Genomic DNA, 18,466 nt, shown 5'->3' with positions numbered 1-18,466 from the left:
CTCAGGCCTGCAGGACGCCGGTGAGGATCAGCACGGCGACGACGGCCGCCAGGATCAGGCGGTAGAGGACGAAGATGCGGAAGTTGTGCGTGGAGATGTAGCGCAGCAGCCAGGCGATCACGGCGTAGCCGATGAAGAAGGCGAGGATCGTGGCGACGATCGTCGGGCCCCAGGCGGCGCTCTCGTCGGCGCCGATGTCCTTGAGCTTGTAGATCCCTGACCCGAAGACCGCCGGGATGGCGAGCAGGAAGGCGTAGCGCGTGGCCGCCTCCCGGGTGTATCCGAGGAAGAGGCCGCCCGAGATGGTGGCGCCCGAGCGCGACACCCCGGGGATGAGGGCCGCGGCCTGAAACAGGCCGAACAGGACGCCGTCGCGCCAGGTCAGCCGAGTGAGGTCGCGCGTGTTGTCGCTCGCCATACGGTCCGCCACGGCCAGGAAGATCGCGACCCCGGCCAGCATCGCGACGGTGATCCACAGGTTGCGCAGCGACGTGTCGATCGCGTCCTGGAACAGTAGCCCCAGCACCACGATGGGCACCGAGCCGAGGATGACGAGCCAGCCCATGCGGGCGTCGGGGTCCGAGCGGTCGACCGTGCCGCGGAGGCTGCCGAACCACTGCGTGATGATGCGGGCGATGTCGCGGCGGAAGTACACCAGCACGGCGGTCTCGGTCCCCAGCTGAGTCACGGCGGTGAAGGCGGCGCCGGGGTCGCGGCCCTCGAACAGCAGCTGCCCGACGATCGACACATGGGCGCTCGACGAGATCGGCAGGAACTCCGTCAACCCCTGGACCACGCCCAACACGATCGCCTCGAACCAGCCCACGTCACAGTCCCTTCGTTCAGCCGACCGCCAACTGTACCGCCGGGGCGTTGCGCCGCGACGACTACGCTGGCGGCCATGACGAAGGTGGTGCTGATCCGGCACGGTCGCTCGACGGCGAACGCCGATGGCGTGCTCGCCGGCCGGATGGCCGGCGTGGGCCTCGACGACGTCGGTCGCGCCCAGGCCGCCGCCCTGCGGGACCTGCTGCGCGGGATCCGCGTCGCGGCCGCGTACACGTCGCCCGTCCAGCGCTGCCGGGAGACGGCGGCACTCGCCGGCTTCCCGGACGCCGGCCTGCTCGACGACCTGACCGAGTGCGACTACGGCGACTGGACCGGGTCGTCGCTGGCGACCCTCGCCGGTGACGGACTGTGGTCCACCATCCAGGCCTCCCCGTCGTCGGTGCGCTTCCCGGGGGGCGAGAGCATGCTGGAGATGTTCGAACGGTGCACGTCCGGCGTCGCCGGTGTGGCGACCCGGCACGGCGCCGACGAGGTCGTCGTCGTGTTCTCGCACGGCGACCCGATCAAGGCCGTCCTGGCCCACGCGTGCGGCATGCCGTTCGACGACTTCCAACGCCTGCACGTCGCTCCGGCCGGGGTGAGCGTCGTCGAATACGGGGCCGAGCGGCCGCTGGTGCTTTGCATCAACGCCGGCGGCGACCTCGCCGCCCTGCTGGCGGCCCGTACCGCGCCGAGCGTCGGCGGTGGCGACGTCGCCCCGGGGTCCCGGGCGCGCGGTTAGGCTGGGATCATGCTGCTGGAGTTCGACCGCCCGGACCGCTGCATCATCGGCACCGTCGGCAAGCCTGGGGAGCGGCTGTTCCTGCTGCAGGTCTCCCAGGGCAACCGCCTGGCCGCCGTGGCGCTGGAGAAGCAGCAGGCGCAGCTGCTCGGGCTGCGGGTCGGCGAGGTGTTGGACCAGCTGTCCGAGCTGGGCCACGACGTGCCCGAGCGGCGCGAACCGGCTGACATGGGGCCCCTGGACGCGCCCGTCGAGGTGGCCTTCCGTGCGGCCGCGATCGGTCTCGCCTGGGACCAGGAACGCGGGCGCATCGTCGTGGAGTTGTTCTCGGTCGACGTCGACGACGAGACGGACGAGAACTCGCTGGTCCAGGTGCTCCTCACCCCGACGATGGCGCGGGACTTCTCCGCCCGCGCCGAGCTGGTGGTCGCATCCGGGCGGCCGGCCTGCCCGGCCTGCGGGCAGCCGCTCGACCCGTCCGGGCACATCTGCCCCCGGGCCAACGGCTACCGCGGGCCGCTGTTCACATGACGGCGCCCGCGGGTGACCTCCGGCTCGTCGGGAGGCTGCTCGACGCCTCGAACGGCACCTTCCTCGCCGAGGATTCGGCCGGCACCCGCTGGATCTACAAGCCGGTGGCGGGGGAGACCCCGCTGTGGGACTTCCCGGAGGAGACGCTGGGCAGGCGTGAGGTCGCGGCCTATGCGCTGTCCGAGGCGCTCGGGCTCGGCGTGGTGCCGCCGACGGTGTGGTGCGAGGGCCCGCTCGGCGAGGGGTCCGCGCAGCTGTTCATCGACGCCGGGCCCACCGACGCGATCGACCTCGTCCCGCCGGAGGACGTCACCCACGAGTGGCTGCCCATCCTCAGCGCCGTCACCGACGACGACCGCCCCGTCATCCTCGCCCACCGCGACGACGCCCGCCTGCGAAGCGTCGCCCTCTTCGACGTCCTGGCCAACAACGCGGACCGCAAGGCGTCCCACCTTCTGGCGGCGGGGAATCGGATTCTCGGCGTCGACCACGGGCTGACCCTGCACGCCGAGCCCAAGTTGCGGACGATCCTGTGGGGATGGGCGGGCGACCCGCTGACCGACGGCGAGCTCTCCCTGGTGGGCCTGGTGGCGGATCTGGCGGACCCGTTGGCCCCTGGCCTCACCGACGGGGAGTGGCAGGCCCTGGGGTCCCGCGCCCGCGCGGTGCTCGCCTCCGGGGTGTTCCCGCTCCCGGGAGGGGGGCGTCCCGCCATCCCGTGGCCGCCGCTTTAACCGTCAACCAACACGCTAAGTTGGGGGACATGTATGCCTGGGCCCCTGTCACCGTCCCGACCCTGCCGCCGACCCCGGAGGTGCCCGGGCGGCTGAGCCTGTTCGACACGGCCGCCCAGGCGGTGGTCCCCGTGGGACCGGCCGAGGGCACGGCCAGGATGTACGTCTGCGGCATCACGCCCTACGACGCCACCCACCTCGGGCACGCCAACACCTACGTGACCTTCGACCTGGTCAACCGCGTGTGGCGCGACCTCGGGCTCACCGTCTCGTACACGCAGAACGTCACCGACGTCGATGACCCGCTGCTGGAGCGGGCGGCCGCCACGGGCCAGGAGTGGGAGGAGCTCGCCGAGGACCAGATCGAGCTGTTCCGCAGCGACATGCAGGACCTGCGGGTGATACCCCCGGACCACTACATCGGCGCCGTGGAGTCCATCTCCTGCGTCATCGAACTCATCGAGCAGCTCCTGCCCAGCGGCCTCGTCTACCAGGTGGACGACGGCGACCACCCCGACTGGTACTTCAACACGGTCGCGGCCCCGGGCTTCGGCGGGGTGAGCCACCTCGACGAGGCGCGCATGATCGACGTGTTCCGCGACAACGGGGGCGACCCGGACCGCCCGGGCAAGCGCCACCCCCTGGACGCGCTCGTGTGGCGCTTCGCGAGGCCGGACGAGCCCAGTTGGACCTCGTCCCTGGGCGCGGGCCGCCCCGGCTGGCACATCGAGTGCACCGCAATCTCGCTGCGCTTCCTCGGCCCCGCCTTCGACGTGCAGGGGGGCGGGTCGGACCTCATCTTCCCGCACCACGAGATGTGCGCCGCCGAGGCGGTCGCCGCGTCCCGGGAACCCATGGCGGAGGCCTTCGTGCACTCGGGCATGGTGGGCCTGCACGGCGAGAAGATGAGCAAGTCCAAGGGCAACCTCGAGCTCGTGAGCCGCCTGCGCCACGGCGGAGCGGACCCCATGGCCATCCGGCTGGCGCTCCTCAACCACCATTACCGCACGGACTGGGAGTGGACCGCGGACCAGCTCGACACGGCCACGGACCGGCTCCAGCACTGGCGCAGCATCCTCAACAACCCGACGGCGCTGCCGGCCGGCGAGACCATCGCCGAGATGCGCCGCGCGCTGCGCGACGACCTCGACGCCCCCGCCGCGCTGCGCGCCGTCGACGCGTGGGTGGCGGCCAGCGGCAGCGTCGACAGCGACGACACCGACGCGGTCCGGCAGATGACCGCCGCCGTCGACGCACTCCTGGGCATCCGGCTGTAGACGGTAGGCTGCGGGCCGTGAAGTCCTTCGACCAGCTCTTCGAGCAACTGACCGAGACCGCACGCTCCCGCCCCGAGGGCTCCGGGACCGTCGCGCGCCTCGACGCCGGCGTGCACGCCATCGGCAAGAAGATCGTGGAGGAGGCCGCCGAGGTGTGGATGGCCGCCGAATACGAGTCGAAGGAGCAGGCCGCCGAGGAGATCAGCCAGTTGCTCTACCACCTGCAGGTGCTGATGCTGGCCCTCGACCTGGATCTCGACGACATCTACCGCTACCTCTGACGAAGGCCACCCGTGAGCACTGAACGCCTCCTGCGCATCGCCGTCCCCAACAAGGGCGCCCTCGCCGAGCCCGCCGCGGCCATGCTGCGCGCCGCCGGCTATCGCCAGCGCACCGACGCCAAGGACCTGACGCTGATCGACGCCGACCACGGCGTCGAGTTCTACTACCTGCGCCCCCGCGACATCGCCGTCTACATCGGCCGTGGCCACCTTGACGTCGGGATCACCGGCCGGGACATGCTGCTGGACTCCGGCGCCGAGGCGATCGAGATGATGGCACTGGGCTTCGGGGGCTCCCGGTTCCGGTTCGCCGCCCCCGGCGGGTCCCAGCTCACTGTCGCTGACGTCGCGGGCAAGCGCGTCGCCACGTCCTACCCCGGCCTGCTCGAGGCCTACCTCGACGAGCGTGGCATCTCCGCCGAGATGGTCAAGCTCGACGGCGCCGTGGAGTCGGCGATCCGGCTCGGCGTCGCGGACGTCGTCGCCGACGTCGTCGACACCGGCACGACCCTCAAGCGCGCCGGCCTGGAACTGTTCGGCGACGCCATCTGCACGTCCGAGGCCGTCCTGATCCGCCGCGCCGACGCGGAGCTGCCACCCGGCGTCGCGGGGCTGGAGACCCGCCTCACCTCGGTGCTGGTGGCCCAGAACTACCTGATGATGGACTACAACGTTGAGCAGGAGAACCTGGCCGAGACCATCGCGCTCGCGCCGGGCGTCGAGGGGCCGACGGTCTCCACCCTCGCCAAGGACGGCTGGAGTGCGGTCCGGGTCCTGGTGCCGCGCGAGGGCGCCCACCTCCTCATGGACCGGCTCTACGACGCCGGGGCTCGCGGCATCCTGCTGACCGAGCTCGCGGCGTGCCGCCTGTGAGCGAGCGGCCGCTCCCGGAGCGGCTGTCCTACGCCAGCGGCCCCGCGCTCATGACGGGCGTGGTGCTCTCGATCGTCCTGATGTCGTCGGCGCTGTTCGGCTGGTGGGCGCTCGGCAAAGAGGTCCGCGACCGCGTCACCTGGGCCCAGGCCGGGACGCTGCTGTTCTTCGTGCTCCTCATGGTGGCCATCATGCTGTCGATCGGCTATTCGCGGCTCTGGGCGGACGGCGACCAGGTCGTCGTCCGGAACGGGCCGTTCCTGCACCGGCATCCGGTGGCCAGCATCGCCGGGGTCCGCATGCGCCCCGGGGACGCGTGGGCGTCCCTGCTGATCAAGGGCGACGGCGAACTGAAGCGCCGCCCTGTGCTCGCCATCCAGTCACTCGAGGGTGCCGGCGGTCAGGCCAAGCTGGTCGACCTGCGCCGCTGGCTCGTGGAGCGCGGCGCGACCTCGAGCGACGTCGATCCGGCGCTGCTGGATCCGCCACCGGCGCCGCGGCCCGAGGACGACTGAACGGTCACATGATGCCGCGCTTGCGCAGCAGCTCCTCGATCTCGGCGTCCTCGGGGTCCAATCCCTTGGGTGCCTTCTGCGGCTTCGGCTGCTGAGAGGGCTGGCCGCCCTGGACCTGAGGCCGCGGCGACGACGCCGGCGCGGCCGGCTGCGCGGCCTTCGCCGCGGGACGCCGCTGCCCCGTGGAAAGGAAGGCGCCGATCAGCACCAGCAGCGCGCCGCCGCCGAGCAGTCCGACCCCCCACGAGGTGAGGACCGTCCACGGCGTGCGCTGGAACCAGTCGACGACCGCGAGGGTCTGGTCCGCGGCCAGCTGCGTGAGGCCCGTGAGGTACAGGCCCACCACCACCGCCGCGAGCCCGAGCCCGACGAGGGCCGGCCGGGTGCGATGGGCCCGGGCGGTCAGGCCAGCCGCGACCGCCAGGATGACGATGGTCAGGCCGATGGTGAGCAGCAGCGTCGTGGGCATGGGCCCAGTCTGGCACACGGCCCCGACGCGGGCCCGGGCGATAGGCTCACCGTCATGGCTCAGGAACTGCGCTCGCTCGCCCAGCCGAACTCGCGATTCGCCGGGGACGACGGCGCCCCGGACCCGATCGTGCGCGCCGCCATCGCGCGCTCCGACGGGGACACGCTCGCATACCTGCGCGCCGTCGTCGCGCTGTGCAGCTCGCGGCTGCTGCTGCCGGTGGTGGCCAGCGGGGACGAGACCGACCATCCTGACCCCGACCGTCACGCCGAGCTGGCGGCCGTGACCCTTAACGACGGTGATCAGACGTATCTGGTGGCCTTCACCGGCTACGACTCCCTGCGCGCGTGGCGCGCGGACGCGAGGCCGGTGCCGTGCCTGCTGGACGAATTGAGCGCCACCGTCGAGCCCGCGGGTGCGCACCGGCTGCTGATCGACCCCGCGGGACCCATCCCCTTCGTGGTCGGGGAGGACGTCGTCGCGATGCTCGCCGACGGGCACTCCCTCGTCGAGTTCGACGACGGCCGCTTCGGCTGGGCGCGGGCCGACGACCCGACGATTGGAGTTTGAGGCGGCCGGGGCGTAGACTCCTGCGAGTTATCCGACGGCTTCTGCCGTCCGCACAAGTGGAGTCACCTCCCACCTGAGCCGCCATCGGTGGCCGGGTCGCCCGGGCCGGGTCTACCGTGCCCTTCAGGGTGTCGTGGCCTCCGCCTGCGCGGAGGCCTTTTGCGCGTCGGTGCGCACACCATCTCACCCTGGAGGACCCATCAGCACTGAACCGCGGATCAACGATCGCATCCGAGTACCCGAAGTCCGGCTCGTCGGCCCCAACGGCGAGCAGGTAGGCATCGTGCGCGTCGAGGACGCCTTGCGTCTGGCGGCGGAGAACGATCTGGATCTTGTCGAAGTGGCGCCGATGGCTCGGCCGCCGGTCGCCAAGCTGATGGACTACGGGAAGTTCAAGTTCGAGGCCGCGCAGAAGGAACGCGACGCGCGGCGCAACCAGTCGAACGTGAGCACCAAGGAGATGAAGCTCCGGCTCAAGATCGACAACCACGACTACGAGACGAAGAAGGGCCACGTCGTCCGGTTCCTCAAGGCCGGCGACAAGGTCAAGATCACCATCATGTTCCGTGGCCGCGAGCAGTCCCGCCCCGAGCTGGGCATGGAACTGCTCAAGCGTCTCGCGGAGGACGTGGCCGAGTTCGGCTACGTCGAGTCGGCCCCCAAGCAGGACGGCCGCAACATGCTCATGGTGCTCGGGCCCACCAAGAAGAAGACCGAGGCCCGGGCCGAGCACGCGGCCGATCGCGACCGCCGGATGGCGGAGCGCCAGCACGCCCTGGATGAGGAGCGCCGCCTCGAGGCAGAGCTCCGCGCCCAGGCCGCCCAGGCTGCGGCCGCGAAGAAGAAGCGCGGTCCCGCCGACAACATGGATCCAGACATCGACCTCTGAGGTCGAACAAGAGAGAAAGCGAGCCCGATATGCCGAAGATGAAGTCGCACTCCGGCGCGAAGAAGCGGTTCAAGACGACGGGGACCGGGAAGCTCCTGCGTCGCCAGGCCAACCTCGGCCACCTCAACGCCCACAAGCCCTCGACGCGGCTGCGCCGCCTGTCGACCCCGGAGTCGGTCAGCGCTCCGGACGCCAAGAAGGTGCGCAAGCTCCTGGGCAAGCACAAGGGCCGCTGAGTCGAGCCACCCCGCCCGGTGCGCCGCGGCGATCCATCCCCTGAACCACCCCCACATCCAAGGAGAACCCCATGGCACGCGTGAAGCGTTCTGTGAACGCGCTGAAGAAGCGCCGTGAAGTCCTCGAACTCGCCTCCGGCTACCGCGGCCAGCGCTCGCGGCTGTACCGCAAGGCGAAGGAGCAGATGCTCCACTCCGCCACCTACGCGTACCGCGACCGTCGCGCCAAGAAGGGCGACTTCCGCAGCCTGTGGATCCAGCGCATCAACGCCGCTGTCCGCGCCGAGGGCATGACGTACAACCGCTTCATCAACGGCCTCAAGACCGCTGGTGTCGAGGTGGACCGCAAGATCCTGGCCGAGCTGGCCGTCAACGACACCGCCGCGTTCAACGCCCTGGTCGCTGTCGCCAAGGACAACCAGCCCGCCGCAGCCTGAGGTTCGTCCCCGTGACGACTGAACCGGACGCCGCACCCGGCCTGCCCGCCTCGGTGCTGCGTTCGGTTCGTCGTCTCACCCAACGCCGCGGGCGCGACGTGACCCGCCAGTTCCTCGTCGAGGGCCGCCAGGCGGTGCGGGAGGCGCTCGCCGGCGCCGACATCGTCGAGCAGGTCATCGTCGACGACCCCGCCAAGCACGCCGACCTGTTGGCCGGTGTCTCGGTGCCCGTGTGGCAGGCCGACGAGCACCAGATGCGCCAGCTCAGCGACACCGTCACGCCGCAGGGCATCCTCGCGGTCTGCCGACAGCTCGCATTCGGGTGGGAGGCCCTCGACGGCGCCCGCCTCGTCGTGATCTGCGCGCAGGTCCGCGACCCGGGGAACGCGGGCACCGTCATCCGCTGCGCCGACGCCTTCGGCGCCGACGCGGTCATCCTCACCGCGGGCAGCGTCGAGATCTACAACCCGAAGACCGTCCGCTCCACCGTGGGCAGCCTCTTCCACATGCCGATCCTCACCGGTGTGCCGCTCGCCGAGGCCGTGGCGCGCGTCAAGGCGATGGGCATGCGTGTGCTGGCCGCCGACGGCGAGGGTGCCCCCCTCGACCTCAAGGCCGCTGCGGGCGAGCTCAACGGCCCCATCGCGTGGATCATGGGCAACGAGGCATGGGGTCTGCCCGCGGAGGACGCACGGTTGGCCGACGAGGTCGTCGCCGTGCCAATGTGGGGCCAGGCGGAGAGCCTCAACCTGTCGAGCGCGGCAGCCGTGTGCCTCTACGCCACCGCCTCCGCCCAACGCCGAAACCTGTGAAGGAGGTCCCGACAGTGTCCGGGCCCAATGACAACTTCGACCCCAAGCAGGTCGCCGCACTTGATCCCACCGCCGTCGACGCGGCCGTCGAGGCCGCGCTGGCCGCGATCGCCCAGGCGGCGACGACGGCAGAGCTGAAGGCGGCCCGGCACGACCACGCCGGCGACACCTCGCCGCTGGCCCTCGCCAACCGCGAGATCGGGGCGCTGCCGCCGCAGGCGCGGAAGGAGGCCGGGCAGCGGATCGGCCAGGCCCGCGGGACCGTGGCGCGCGCTATCGCGCAGCGCCAGGAGGAGCTGGCCGCGGCCGAACTCGAGGAGGCCCTGGTGGCCGACCGGGTCGACGTCACCCTTCCGGTGCACCTCGCCCCGCAGGGGGCCCTGCACCCCGTGACCACGCTCATCGACGAGATGATCGACGTCTTCGTCGCCATGGGATGGCAGGTGGCCGACGGCCCCGAGCTCGAGGCCGAGTGGTACAACTTCGACGCGCTCAACCTGGCCCCGGACCATCCCGCCCGGGCCCTGCAGGACACGCTGTGGGTGGACCCGCCGTCGGCCGGCACACTGCTGCGCACCCAGACCTCGCCCGTCCAGGTGCGGGCCCTCCTCGAGCGCGGGGTGCCGCTGTACGTCATCAGCCCCGGCAAGGTGTTCCGCGCGGACGAGTACGACGCCACCCACCTGCCGGTGTTCCACCAGCTCGAGGGCCTGGTCGTCGACAAGGGCATCTCGATGGCGGACCTGCGCGGCACGCTCGATCACCTCGCGCGGGCCATGTTCGGCGACGTCGAGACCCGCATGCGGCCGCACTACTTCCCGTTCACTGAGCCGAGCGCGGAGGTCGACCTCCAGTGCTTCGTGTGTCACGGGGAGTCTGTCGGCAACCCGGACCGCCCGTGCCGCACCTGCCGGTCCGAGGGCTGGATCGAATGGGGCGGCTGCGGCGTCGTCAACCCGCGGGTGCTCCAGGCCTGCGGCATCGACCCGGACGTCTACTCCGGATTCGCGTTCGGCATGGGAGTGGACCGCACGGTCATGTTCCGTACCGGCGCCCCCGACCTGCGTGATTTCGTCGAAGGCGACATCCGATTCAGCCGCTCGATCCTGGGAGGAGCCCGATGAAGGCACCCGTGTCCTGGCTGCGCGACCTCGTCACGCTGCCGCCCGACGTCACCACCGGCGTCCTGGCCGACCGCTTCACGCGCGTCGGCCTGACCGTCGAGCACGTCGAGTCCACCGGGTCGCCCGTGACCGGGCCCCTCACGGTCGGTCGCGTCCTGACCTTCGCCGACGAGCCGCAGAAGAACGGCAAGACCATCCGGTACTGCCGGGTGGACGTCGGCGACCACAACGACGACGCGACCGATGAGTACCCGGCCAGCCGGGGCATCGTCTGCGGCGCCCACAACTTCGCCGAGGGTGACCTCGTCGTCGTGGCGCTGCCGGGGGTGGTCCTCCCGGGCGACTTCGAGATCGCCGCCCGCAAGACCTATGGCCACGTCTCCGACGGCATGATCTGCTCGGAGCGCGAACTCGGGCTCGGTGACGACCACGACGGCATCATCGTGCTGCCCGCCGGCACCGCCCAGCCCGGCGCCGACGCCGTCGAGGTGTTGTGGAGCTCCGACGAGGTGCTCGACATCGACGTGACGCCGGACCTCAGCTACTGCCTCTCGCTGCGCGGACTCGCCCGCGAGGCGGCGATCGCGGCGGGCGTGTCCTACTCGGATCCCTACCGCCAGCCGCTGCCGGAGCCGCACACGGACGGCTACCCAGTCCAGATCGACGGGGACCGCTGCCGCTCGTTCGTGGCCCTGACCATCGACGGCATCGACCCCTCCGCGCCCACCCCGCGGTGGATGGCGGACCGCCTGCGCGCGTCGGGCGTGCGCTCCATCTCGCTCGCCGTCGATGTGACCAACTACGTGATGCTCGAGTCGGGGCAGCCGCTGCACGCCTACGACGGCGCCCGGCTTCGCGGCCCGATCCGGGTGCGCCTGGCCCAGGAGGGGGAGCAGCTGCGGACCCTCGACGGCCAGGACCGCCGGCTGGACGCCGACGACCTCCTCATCACCGACGACTCCGGCCCGATCGGCCTGGCGGGCGTCATGGGTGGCGAGACGACAGAGGTGTCGGCCACGACCACCACCATCGTCCTGGAGGCGGCGCATTTCGACTCCGCGACCGTGTCGCGGACGTTCCGGCGGCACGGCCTGCCGTCCGAGGCGTCCAAGCGGTTCGAGCGTGGCGTCGACCCGCAACTTCCCTATGCGGCGGCGCACCGCGCCGCGGCGCTGCTGGCCGAGCACGGTGGGGGAGCCGTCACGGCGGAGACCGTCGTCGGCGGCGCCCCGGCGGCGCACCGGATCTCGCTGCGCGCGGGGCTGATCGGCGCTGTCCTCGGCACCCGGGTCGACCAGGAGGAGGCCGTGCGCCTGCTCACCGCGGCCGGCGTGGGCGTCACGGCGCTCGGCGACTCGCTGACGCTGGACATCCCGAGCTGGCGGGTGGACCTCGTCGACCCCTACGACATCGTCGAGGAGGTCGGCAGCCACATCGGCTACGACCGGATCGGGCTCCGGCTGCCGGTGCCGCCCGGGGGCGGCGGACTCGACCCCGTGATCCGGGACCGCCGCGCGGTCCTGCGCGCCGTCGCCGCCTTGGGCTTCACCGAGATCCTCACCCTGCCGTTCGCTGGGCAGGAGGAACTCGATCAGCTCGGCATCCCGGCTGACGACCCGCGCCGCCGGCTAATCCGGCTCGCCAACCCTCTCGCGGAGACACACCCCTACCTGCGCACCACGCTGCTGCCCGGGCTCCTGGCCGCCGTGGCCCGGAACACGTCGCGCAGCCTGACGGACCTGGCGATCTTCGAACAGGGCCGCACCTTCCTCGCCGACGGGGAGCAGCGGGTCGCCCCGCGCCCCGCGGTGCATGCGCGCCCGGACGACGCGCTGCTGGCCGAGATCGAGGCGGCCATCCCGGATCAGCCGCACCTCGTCGCGGCCGTGGTGACCGGGAACTGGACGGCCGCGGGATGGTCTGGGCCGGCGGTCAAGGCGGACTGGACGCACGTCGTCGCGTTCGCGGAGACGGCCGCCGCGGCCGTGGGTCGCCGCGTGACCCGGCGCGCCGTCAGCCGGGCGCCGTGGCACCCGGGGCGCTGCGCCGAACTGGCCGTCGACGGTGTCGTGATCGGGCACGCCGGCGAGCTGCACCCCGAGGTGGTGCGCACGCTGCGCGTGCCCGAGCGGACGGCGGCGGTCGAGTTCGACCTCGGCGCGCTGCTGTCGATGGCGAACCGGAGCGGCGCGATCGGGACGCTGTCGCCGTTCCCGCTCGCCAAGGAGGACGTGGCGCTGATCGTGGACCGCGACGTGCCCGCGGCCGAGGTCGAGGCCGCGCTCGTCGAGGGAGCCGGGGAGCTGCTGGAGAGCATCGCCCTGTTCGACGTCTACACCGGCGACCAGATCGGCGAGGGCCGCAAGTCCCTGGCGTTCGCGCTGCGGTTCCGCGGCGACCGCACCCTCACCGACGCCGAGGCGGCCCAGGCCCGCCAAGCGGCGGTGGCCGTCGCGGTCGACAGGTTCGGGGCCGAGCAGCGCGCCTGAGCACCGCTCCGGCACGTCCATCAGGTGCCTCGCGGCTGGGTAGGCTCGGGTCCGTGAACATCACGCGCCACGAGCACCCGGCATCGCCCTCGGATCCCGGGTTCGCGCTCGTCGAGGCCGAGGCGGCGCTGTGGCGTGGCGTCGTCGTCGACATGTTCGGAGACGAGGACCTCGCCGACGGCCCGCTCGCACGCTGGTCCGAAGGGAGCCGCCCCTCCTACTTCCAGCACGTCCGCTACGCCGCGCGCACCGACGACGGACGGGTGGTCGGCGTCGGGACGCTCGAACTGCCGCAGCGCGACAACCTGCACCGGGCCGGCATGAGCATCGTCGTGGACCCCGCGTTCCGCCACGCCGGCGTCGGGACGTCCCTGCACGCAGCCATGCTCGACGAGGCGCGCCGCGGGGGCCGGCGGACGTTCGAGGCGTTCACGTGGGAGCCGCTGGAGCCCACCGGCCCTCGGCGGCTCAGCGGGGTGGAGGGCGACGGCGTGATCGACCCCGACGGCGAGCCCGCGGCGTTCCTCCTGGGCCTGGGCTATCGCCTGGTGCAGGTCGAAACCCTCTCGGGCCTGGATCTGCCGGCCCAGGCGGACCTCGACCGCGACGTGGCGGAGGCCCGTGCGGTGGTCCCGGAGGAGTACTCGCTCGTGCAGTGGCGGGGCGTCACCCCGGCCGAGTGGCGATCCGATATGGCCGAGCTGCAGGTGGCGATGAGCACCGACGTGCCCATGGGTGACGCGGACGCAGAGCCGTCGGTCGTCGACCCGGAGCGCGTACGCAGCGCCGACGAGAGCTTCCTGGCCGGCGGGCGTGACCTGTTGTTCACCGCGGCCCGCCACGACCCCACCGGACGCCTGGTCGCCTTCACCAGACTCGTGCACGAGCAGGGCCGCCCCGTCGCGGACCAGTGGGAGACGCTCGTCGTCCAGGCCCACCGGGGCCACGGGCTGGGACTGCTCACCAAGACTGCGAACCATGCCGCGGTGCCGGAGGCGTGGCCTGACGTGCGCCGGCTCATCACCGGCAACGCCTCGGAGAACCGGTGGATGCTGGCCATCAACCGGCGCCTGGGCTACCGCCCCGTCGCGGCATGTGGCTGGTTCGAGCATCGCCTGGAGACGCCATGACCGGGCTGTGCGTGGGGCACGCATGGCGCTGACGCGGGCGGCGATCGTCGGGGCAGGCCTGGACATCCTCGACCGCTACGGGCTGGCGGACGTGTCCATGCGGCGCGTCGCGGACGCACTGGGGGTGCAGGCGGGCGCCCTCTACTACCACGTGCCCAACAAGCAGTCGCTGCTGGCCGCCGTCGCCGACGAGATCCTGGCCGATGCCCTGGGACCGGGCGACCATCCCTCGCTCGAGGACTGGGTCACGGCCTGGGCGCATACGCTGCGGCGCGCCCTCCTGGCCCACCGAGACGCCGCCGAACTCGTCGCCTCCACCCGCGCCCTCGGCCTGGGTGCGGTCGACCCGTGCGCGGACGGCCGCGAGCGGCTGGCGGTGGGGGGCATCGCCGAGCCGTCGGCGACGATGGCGGCCCTGCTCCACTTCGTGCTGGGGCACGTGACGCAGGAGCAGACCGCCGCCCAGATGGCGGCGCTGGGGCTGACGCCGGCACCTGAGCCGACGGCCGCCGACCGGGACTTCGCGTGGGGCGTGGGCCTGGTCGTGCGCGGGATGACCACCGCCGCCGCCTGAGCCGGGACGGCCACCGGCTGTGGCCCGCCGCCCGCTACCGTGGGTCGTATGGCAGCTACGATCGACGAGGACGGCACAGTCCGGGTGACCGGTCACGCGGAGGTCCTGCGGGTGGTCCGCGATCCCCAGACCTTCTCCAGCGACGTGTCGCGGTTCCTCCAGGTGCCCAATACCCTCGACGGCGAGGAGCACGCCGCGTTCCGCGCCGTCCTCGACCCGTACTTCGCCCCCGACCGCATGGCGACGCTCGCGGGCCCCTGCCGGCGGATCGCGGCCCGCCTCGTCGCGGAGCTGCCGCGGGGGCGCGCCGTCGACGCCGTCTCGGGTCTCGGAGTTCGCTACGCCGTCGAGGCGATGCTGGCCTGGCTCGGGTGGCCGGCGGAACTGGAGGAGGACCTGGTGCGGTGGGTGGCCGACAACGCCGAGGCGACGAGGTCCGGAGAGCTCGCCCGCACCACCGAGGTGGCCCAGAGGTTCGACGAGATCATCGGTCGCGTCGTGGAGCCTCGACTGGCGGACCCTGCGACACAGCCCCGCGACGTCACCGACGAACTCCTGCGCGAAACCGTCGACGGGCGTCATCTCAGCCGCGAGGAGATCGTCTCGGTGCTGCGGAACTGGACCGGGGGCGATCTGGGGTCGCTCGCGCTGTGCGTGGGGGTGATCCTGCACCAGCTCGCCGCGGACCCGGCGATCGAGGCGGACGCGCGGGCCCGCCGCGGTGACCCGGCCCGTCTCGACGCCGCGATCGACGAGCTGCTGCGGCGCGACGACCCGTTCCTCAGCAACCGGCGCGTGGCGACGGCGGACACCGTCGTGGGCGGCTGCCCCGTCACCGCCGGCAGCCGGCTCACCGTCGAGTGGACCGACGCCAACCGCGACCCCGCGGTGTTCCCGGACCCCGACCGGTACGCGCCCGAGACGCACGCGCACGCCAACCTCGTCTACGGCGCCGGCCCGCACGTGTGTCCGGGCCGGCCGCTCGCGACTCTCGAGTTGCGGATCCTGCTCGAGGAGGTCCTGGACCGCACCACCGACCTCGCCCTCGACCCGGAGAGCCGGGGGGAGCGGGCCGTCCGTCCACTGGGCGGCTGGGCCAGTGCACCGGTGATCCTCACATGATGGGTCCGCGTGTCGCCTGACCGCGCCCCCGACGCCGACCTCCGCCGCGTCCTGGGGTCGCTCGTCGCGCCCGTCTACGCGCCGACCCTGGCACAGGCGATCGGCATGACGGCGTCCCTGCCGGTGATCCCGCTCATCGCGCTCGATCTCGGGTTCACGGTCCCGGCCGCCGCGGCCATCACGATGGTGGCGGGCATCGCGGGAGTCCTCGGCCCCATCCCGTTGGGCGCCATGATGACGGTGGTGGGGGAGCGCCGCGCCATGATCGCCACCGGCGTCCTGGTGACGCTCACCCAGCTGGGGGCGCTCGCGGTGGTGGGCGCGGCCTACGACGACGGGCCGGCCGCCTGGCACCGGGCGGCCTTCGTCGCGTCGCTGGTGGTGTCCTCGCTGGCCCGGGAGGTGTGGGTCATCGGCCGCCAGGCCTATCTCGGCGGCGTCCTCCCGCCCCGGCTGCGTGCCCGGGGGATGAGCACCTTCGGGGGCATGATGCGCATCGGACAGGTCTTGGGTCCCCTGGCGGGCGCAGGGGTCATCGCCCTGGGGCACGAGGGATGGGTGCTCGGACTCGACGCGGCCGCGATGGCGGTCGCGACCGTGCTGGTGGCGACTTCCATGCTCCCGCAGGACCGGGGCGCGGTGCGCCCGACCGTGCGGCAGGCGACGGGGCGGCTGGCTCCGGCGCTGTCGCCGCAAGCGCCGGAGCTCACGGCCGGACGCGGGATGCTGCTCGCGGGGATGGTCACGGTGCCGCTGGCGATGTCGCGGGTGGCCCGGCCGCTCATCCTCCCGTTGCTGGGCGCCTCGCTCGGGCTGAACGCCGCGCAGATCTCGATGGTGTTCGCCGTCGCCGCCGTGGTGGAGATCGCGATGTTCGTGCCCGCCGGCAGCCTCATGGACCGCTACGGCCGCACCGCCGTGCTGGTGCCGTGTCTCCTGCTCTCGGGCGCCGGATACGTGCTGCTGGCGATCCTCACCGCAACCGTGGGGAGTGCGCCGTCGACGGCGTTGCTGGTGCTCGTGGCGTCGGCGGCCCTCGTCGCGTTGGGCAACGGCTTCGGGGCCGGAATCGTCATGACGCTCGGCATCGACCTGTCTCCGGAGCGGGACCGCACGCGACACCTCGCCCGGTGGACCACGATCAACGGGGCCGGGCTCCTCATGGCGCCGGGCCTGGTCGCCCTCGTCACGCTCGCGTGGCCCTTGACGGTCGCCGGGGCGCTCGTGGGCGGGCTGTGCTGGGCAGCGGCCGGGTGCGCGGTCCGGGTCATGCCCCGGCTGACGCCCCGGCCGCCGCGCGGCCCCTTCGCCGTCAGGCAGTGAGCAGCCGGACCTGCTCGTCGAACTCGGCGTCGATCTCGGCGTCGGGGCGGGTGGTGACCCGCGACACCGCCACGGCGACGATGAGGTTGAGCACGAAGCCGGGCAGGATCTCGTAGACGTCGAACAGGCCGCCCTCGAGCGTGCCCCACACCGCGACCGTGACCGCGCCCACGACCATGCCCGCCAGCGCGCCCCAGGCCGTCAGCCGGCGCCAGTAGAGGCTGAGCAGCACCGTCGGTCCGAACGCCGCGCCGAACCCGGCCCACGCGAACGCGACCAGCGCCAGGATGGTGTCGTTCTGGTTCCACGCCATCGCGGCCGCGACGACCGAGACCAGCAGCACCGCGGCCCTGCCCAGCAGCACGCCGCTGCGCTCGCTGAGCGGACGCCGGACGAGCCCGTGGTACAGGTCCTCCACCAGCGCGGACGCGGTGACGAGCAGCTGCGACGAGATCGTCGACATGATGGCGGCCAGGATGGCCGCGAGCATGAACCCCGCGATGAGGGGATGGAACAGCAGTTGGCCGAGGGCGATGAACACGGTCTCCGGGTCGGCGAGCCGGCCGCCGTCGCGCTGGTAGACGGCGATGCCGACCAGCGCCGTGCCCGCGGCCCCCAGGCAGCTGAGGATCATCCACCCGATGCCGATGCGGCGGCCGGCCACGGCCTCGCCCGGCGTCCGCAACGCCATGAACCGCACGATGATGTGCGGCTGCCCGAAGTAGCCGAGCCCCCAGGCCACCGACGACACCACGCCCATGATCGTCGTGGTGGCGCCCCACAGCGCGAAGGCGTGCGCGTCCAGGCCGACGACGGTCTCATACAGCGCCACCGGGCCGCCGACGTGCAGCATGCCCACGACGGGCACGGCGATCAGCGCCGAGACCATCATGAGGCCCTGCACCATGTCGGTGTAGGAGACGGCGAGGAAGCCGCCCACGAGCGTGTAGACGACGACGATGCCGGCCACGAGCACCATGCCCAGGCGGTAGTCCATGCCGAACGACGCGTTGAAGAACTTGCCGCCGGCCACCATGCCGCTCGAGACGTAGAAGGTGAAGAACACCAGGATGATGATCCCCGCGGTCACGCGCAGCGTCTGCGTGGTGTCGCGGAGCCGGTTACCGAAGAAGCTGGGGATCGTGATGGCGTCCCCGGCCACCTGCGTGTAGGTCCTCAGGCGCGGTGCGACGTACTTCCAGTTCAGCCAGGCGCCGACGGTGAGGCCGATCGCGATCCAGAACTCGACCATCCCTGCCGCGTAGAGAGCGCCGGGCAGGCCCATGAGGAGCCAGCCGGACATGTCGGAGGCACCCGCGGACAGCGCGGCCGCGACCGGGCCGAGCTTGCGGCCGGCCAGCATGTAGTCGCTCAGGTCGCTGGTGCGGTAGTAGGCCCAGATGCCGATGGCGATCATCGCGACGAAGTACACGACCATCGCGATGCCTTGGTAGGTGACGTCGGACATGACTCTCCTCGAGTGGCGGGAACGGCGGTCAACCTACCGCCT

Annotated in this window: 21 protein-coding genes; 18 read left to right on the top strand and 3 right to left on the bottom strand. The window is 72.2% G+C overall.

What is annotated here, in order from left to right; all coding sequences use genetic code 11:
* Position 1: 1 nt before the first annotated feature.
* A complete protein-coding gene (locus BCR15_RS13670) occupies positions 2-826 on the bottom strand; it encodes an undecaprenyl-diphosphate phosphatase (RefSeq protein WP_068752775.1) in 825 nt (274 codons plus the stop codon).
* A gap of 75 nt (positions 827-901) precedes the next feature.
* On the opposite strand from BCR15_RS13670, the gene BCR15_RS13665 reads away from it, so the two are divergent.
* From BCR15_RS13665 to BCR15_RS13635, 7 genes are read left to right on the top strand one after another with little or no spacing between them, the layout of a single operon-like run.
* The gene (locus BCR15_RS13665) at positions 902-1,570 is read left to right on the top strand and encodes an MSMEG_4193 family putative phosphomutase (RefSeq protein WP_068752774.1); all 669 of its coding nucleotides are present in this window, start codon (positions 902-904) and stop codon (positions 1,568-1,570) included.
* A gap of 9 nt (positions 1,571-1,579) precedes the next feature.
* Positions 1,580-2,101, top strand: coding sequence for a DUF3090 domain-containing protein (locus BCR15_RS13660; RefSeq protein ID WP_068752773.1), 522 nt, complete (start codon positions 1,580-1,582; stop codon positions 2,099-2,101).
* Complete coding sequence (locus tag BCR15_RS13655; protein ID WP_068752772.1) at positions 2,098-2,835, top strand: SCO1664 family protein; 738 nt, start codon at positions 2,098-2,100, stop codon at positions 2,833-2,835. The genes BCR15_RS13660 and BCR15_RS13655 overlap by 4 nt, the downstream gene beginning before the upstream one ends.
* Before the next feature lie 29 nt (positions 2,836-2,864).
* Positions 2,865-4,112: a cysteine--1-D-myo-inosityl 2-amino-2-deoxy-alpha-D-glucopyranoside ligase gene (mshC, locus tag BCR15_RS13650; protein ID WP_068752771.1), complete on the top strand. Its 1,248-nt coding sequence runs from the start codon at positions 2,865-2,867 to the stop codon at positions 4,110-4,112.
* Between the two features lie 17 nt (positions 4,113-4,129).
* Positions 4,130-4,393, top strand: a complete 264-nt coding sequence (locus BCR15_RS13645; RefSeq protein ID WP_068752770.1) for a phosphoribosyl-ATP diphosphatase — start codon at positions 4,130-4,132, stop codon at positions 4,391-4,393.
* 12 nt (positions 4,394-4,405) lie between these two features.
* Positions 4,406-5,266 (top strand): ATP phosphoribosyltransferase, encoded by an 861-nt coding sequence (hisG, locus tag BCR15_RS13640; RefSeq protein ID WP_068752769.1) that lies wholly within the window; start codon positions 4,406-4,408, stop codon positions 5,264-5,266.
* Complete coding sequence (locus tag BCR15_RS13635; RefSeq protein WP_068752768.1) at positions 5,263-5,781, top strand: hypothetical protein; 519 nt, start codon at positions 5,263-5,265, stop codon at positions 5,779-5,781. The genes hisG and BCR15_RS13635 overlap by 4 nt, the downstream gene beginning before the upstream one ends.
* Positions 5,782-5,785: 4 nt before the next feature.
* On the opposite strand, the gene BCR15_RS13630 is transcribed toward BCR15_RS13635, so the two are convergent.
* On the bottom strand, positions 5,786-6,250 hold the full coding sequence (locus BCR15_RS13630) for a hypothetical protein (protein ID WP_068752767.1): 465 nt from the start codon (positions 6,248-6,250) through the stop codon (positions 5,786-5,788).
* Positions 6,251-6,304: 54 nt separating this feature from the next.
* Between BCR15_RS13630 and BCR15_RS13625 the strand changes: the two genes are divergently transcribed.
* The 11 genes from BCR15_RS13625 to BCR15_RS13575 all read left to right on the top strand — a co-directional run bounded on the left by BCR15_RS13625 (position 6,305) and on the right by BCR15_RS13575 (position 16,956).
* Positions 6,305-6,820: an SseB family protein gene (locus BCR15_RS13625; RefSeq protein ID WP_078919608.1), complete on the top strand. Its 516-nt coding sequence runs from the start codon at positions 6,305-6,307 to the stop codon at positions 6,818-6,820.
* A gap of 169 nt (positions 6,821-6,989) precedes the next feature.
* The gene (gene infC, locus BCR15_RS13620) at positions 6,990-7,709 is read left to right on the top strand and encodes a translation initiation factor IF-3 (RefSeq protein ID WP_197971684.1); all 720 of its coding nucleotides are present in this window, start codon (positions 6,990-6,992) and stop codon (positions 7,707-7,709) included.
* Positions 7,710-7,738: 29 nt separating this feature from the next.
* On the top strand, positions 7,739-7,945 hold the full coding sequence (rpmI, locus tag BCR15_RS13615; protein ID WP_068752766.1) for a 50S ribosomal protein L35: 207 nt from the start codon (positions 7,739-7,741) through the stop codon (positions 7,943-7,945).
* Between the two features lie 71 nt (positions 7,946-8,016).
* A complete protein-coding gene (rplT, locus tag BCR15_RS13610) occupies positions 8,017-8,382 on the top strand; it encodes a 50S ribosomal protein L20 (protein ID WP_068752765.1) in 366 nt (121 codons plus the stop codon).
* 11 nt (positions 8,383-8,393) lie between these two features.
* A complete protein-coding gene (locus BCR15_RS13605; protein ID WP_068752764.1) occupies positions 8,394-9,194 on the top strand; it encodes a TrmH family RNA methyltransferase in 801 nt (266 codons plus the stop codon).
* 14 nt (positions 9,195-9,208) lie between these two features.
* A complete protein-coding gene (pheS, locus tag BCR15_RS13600) occupies positions 9,209-10,318 on the top strand; it encodes a phenylalanine--tRNA ligase subunit alpha (protein WP_068752763.1) in 1,110 nt (369 codons plus the stop codon).
* Positions 10,315-12,807 (top strand): phenylalanine--tRNA ligase subunit beta, encoded by a 2,493-nt coding sequence (pheT, locus tag BCR15_RS13595; RefSeq protein ID WP_068752762.1) that lies wholly within the window; start codon positions 10,315-10,317, stop codon positions 12,805-12,807. Before pheS ends, pheT begins: the two co-directional genes overlap by 4 nt.
* Positions 12,808-12,860: 53 nt before the next feature.
* On the top strand, positions 12,861-13,937 hold the full coding sequence (locus tag BCR15_RS13590; protein WP_068752761.1) for a GNAT family N-acetyltransferase: 1,077 nt from the start codon (positions 12,861-12,863) through the stop codon (positions 13,935-13,937).
* A gap of 22 nt (positions 13,938-13,959) precedes the next feature.
* Positions 13,960-14,511, top strand: coding sequence for a TetR family transcriptional regulator (locus tag BCR15_RS13585; protein WP_068752760.1), 552 nt, complete (start codon positions 13,960-13,962; stop codon positions 14,509-14,511).
* Positions 14,512-14,559: 48 nt separating this feature from the next.
* On the top strand, positions 14,560-15,633 hold the full coding sequence (locus tag BCR15_RS13580; protein WP_068752759.1) for a cytochrome P450: 1,074 nt from the start codon (positions 14,560-14,562) through the stop codon (positions 15,631-15,633).
* Positions 15,634-15,642: 9 nt separating this feature from the next.
* A complete protein-coding gene (locus BCR15_RS13575) occupies positions 15,643-16,956 on the top strand; it encodes an MFS transporter (RefSeq protein WP_197971683.1) in 1,314 nt (437 codons plus the stop codon).
* On the opposite strand, the gene putP is transcribed toward BCR15_RS13575, so the two are convergent.
* A complete protein-coding gene (gene putP, locus BCR15_RS13570) occupies positions 16,946-18,424 on the bottom strand; it encodes a sodium/proline symporter PutP (protein ID WP_068752758.1) in 1,479 nt (492 codons plus the stop codon). The genes BCR15_RS13575 and putP overlap by 11 nt on opposite strands.
* Positions 18,425-18,466: the final 42 nt, after the last annotated feature.

This window comes from Tessaracoccus lapidicaptus, from assembly GCF_001693815.1.
In the GTDB taxonomy this organism is placed as follows: domain Bacteria; phylum Actinomycetota; class Actinomycetes; order Propionibacteriales; family Propionibacteriaceae; genus Arachnia; species Arachnia lapidicapta.
This window is presented reverse-complemented; position numbering and strand designations above follow the sequence as displayed.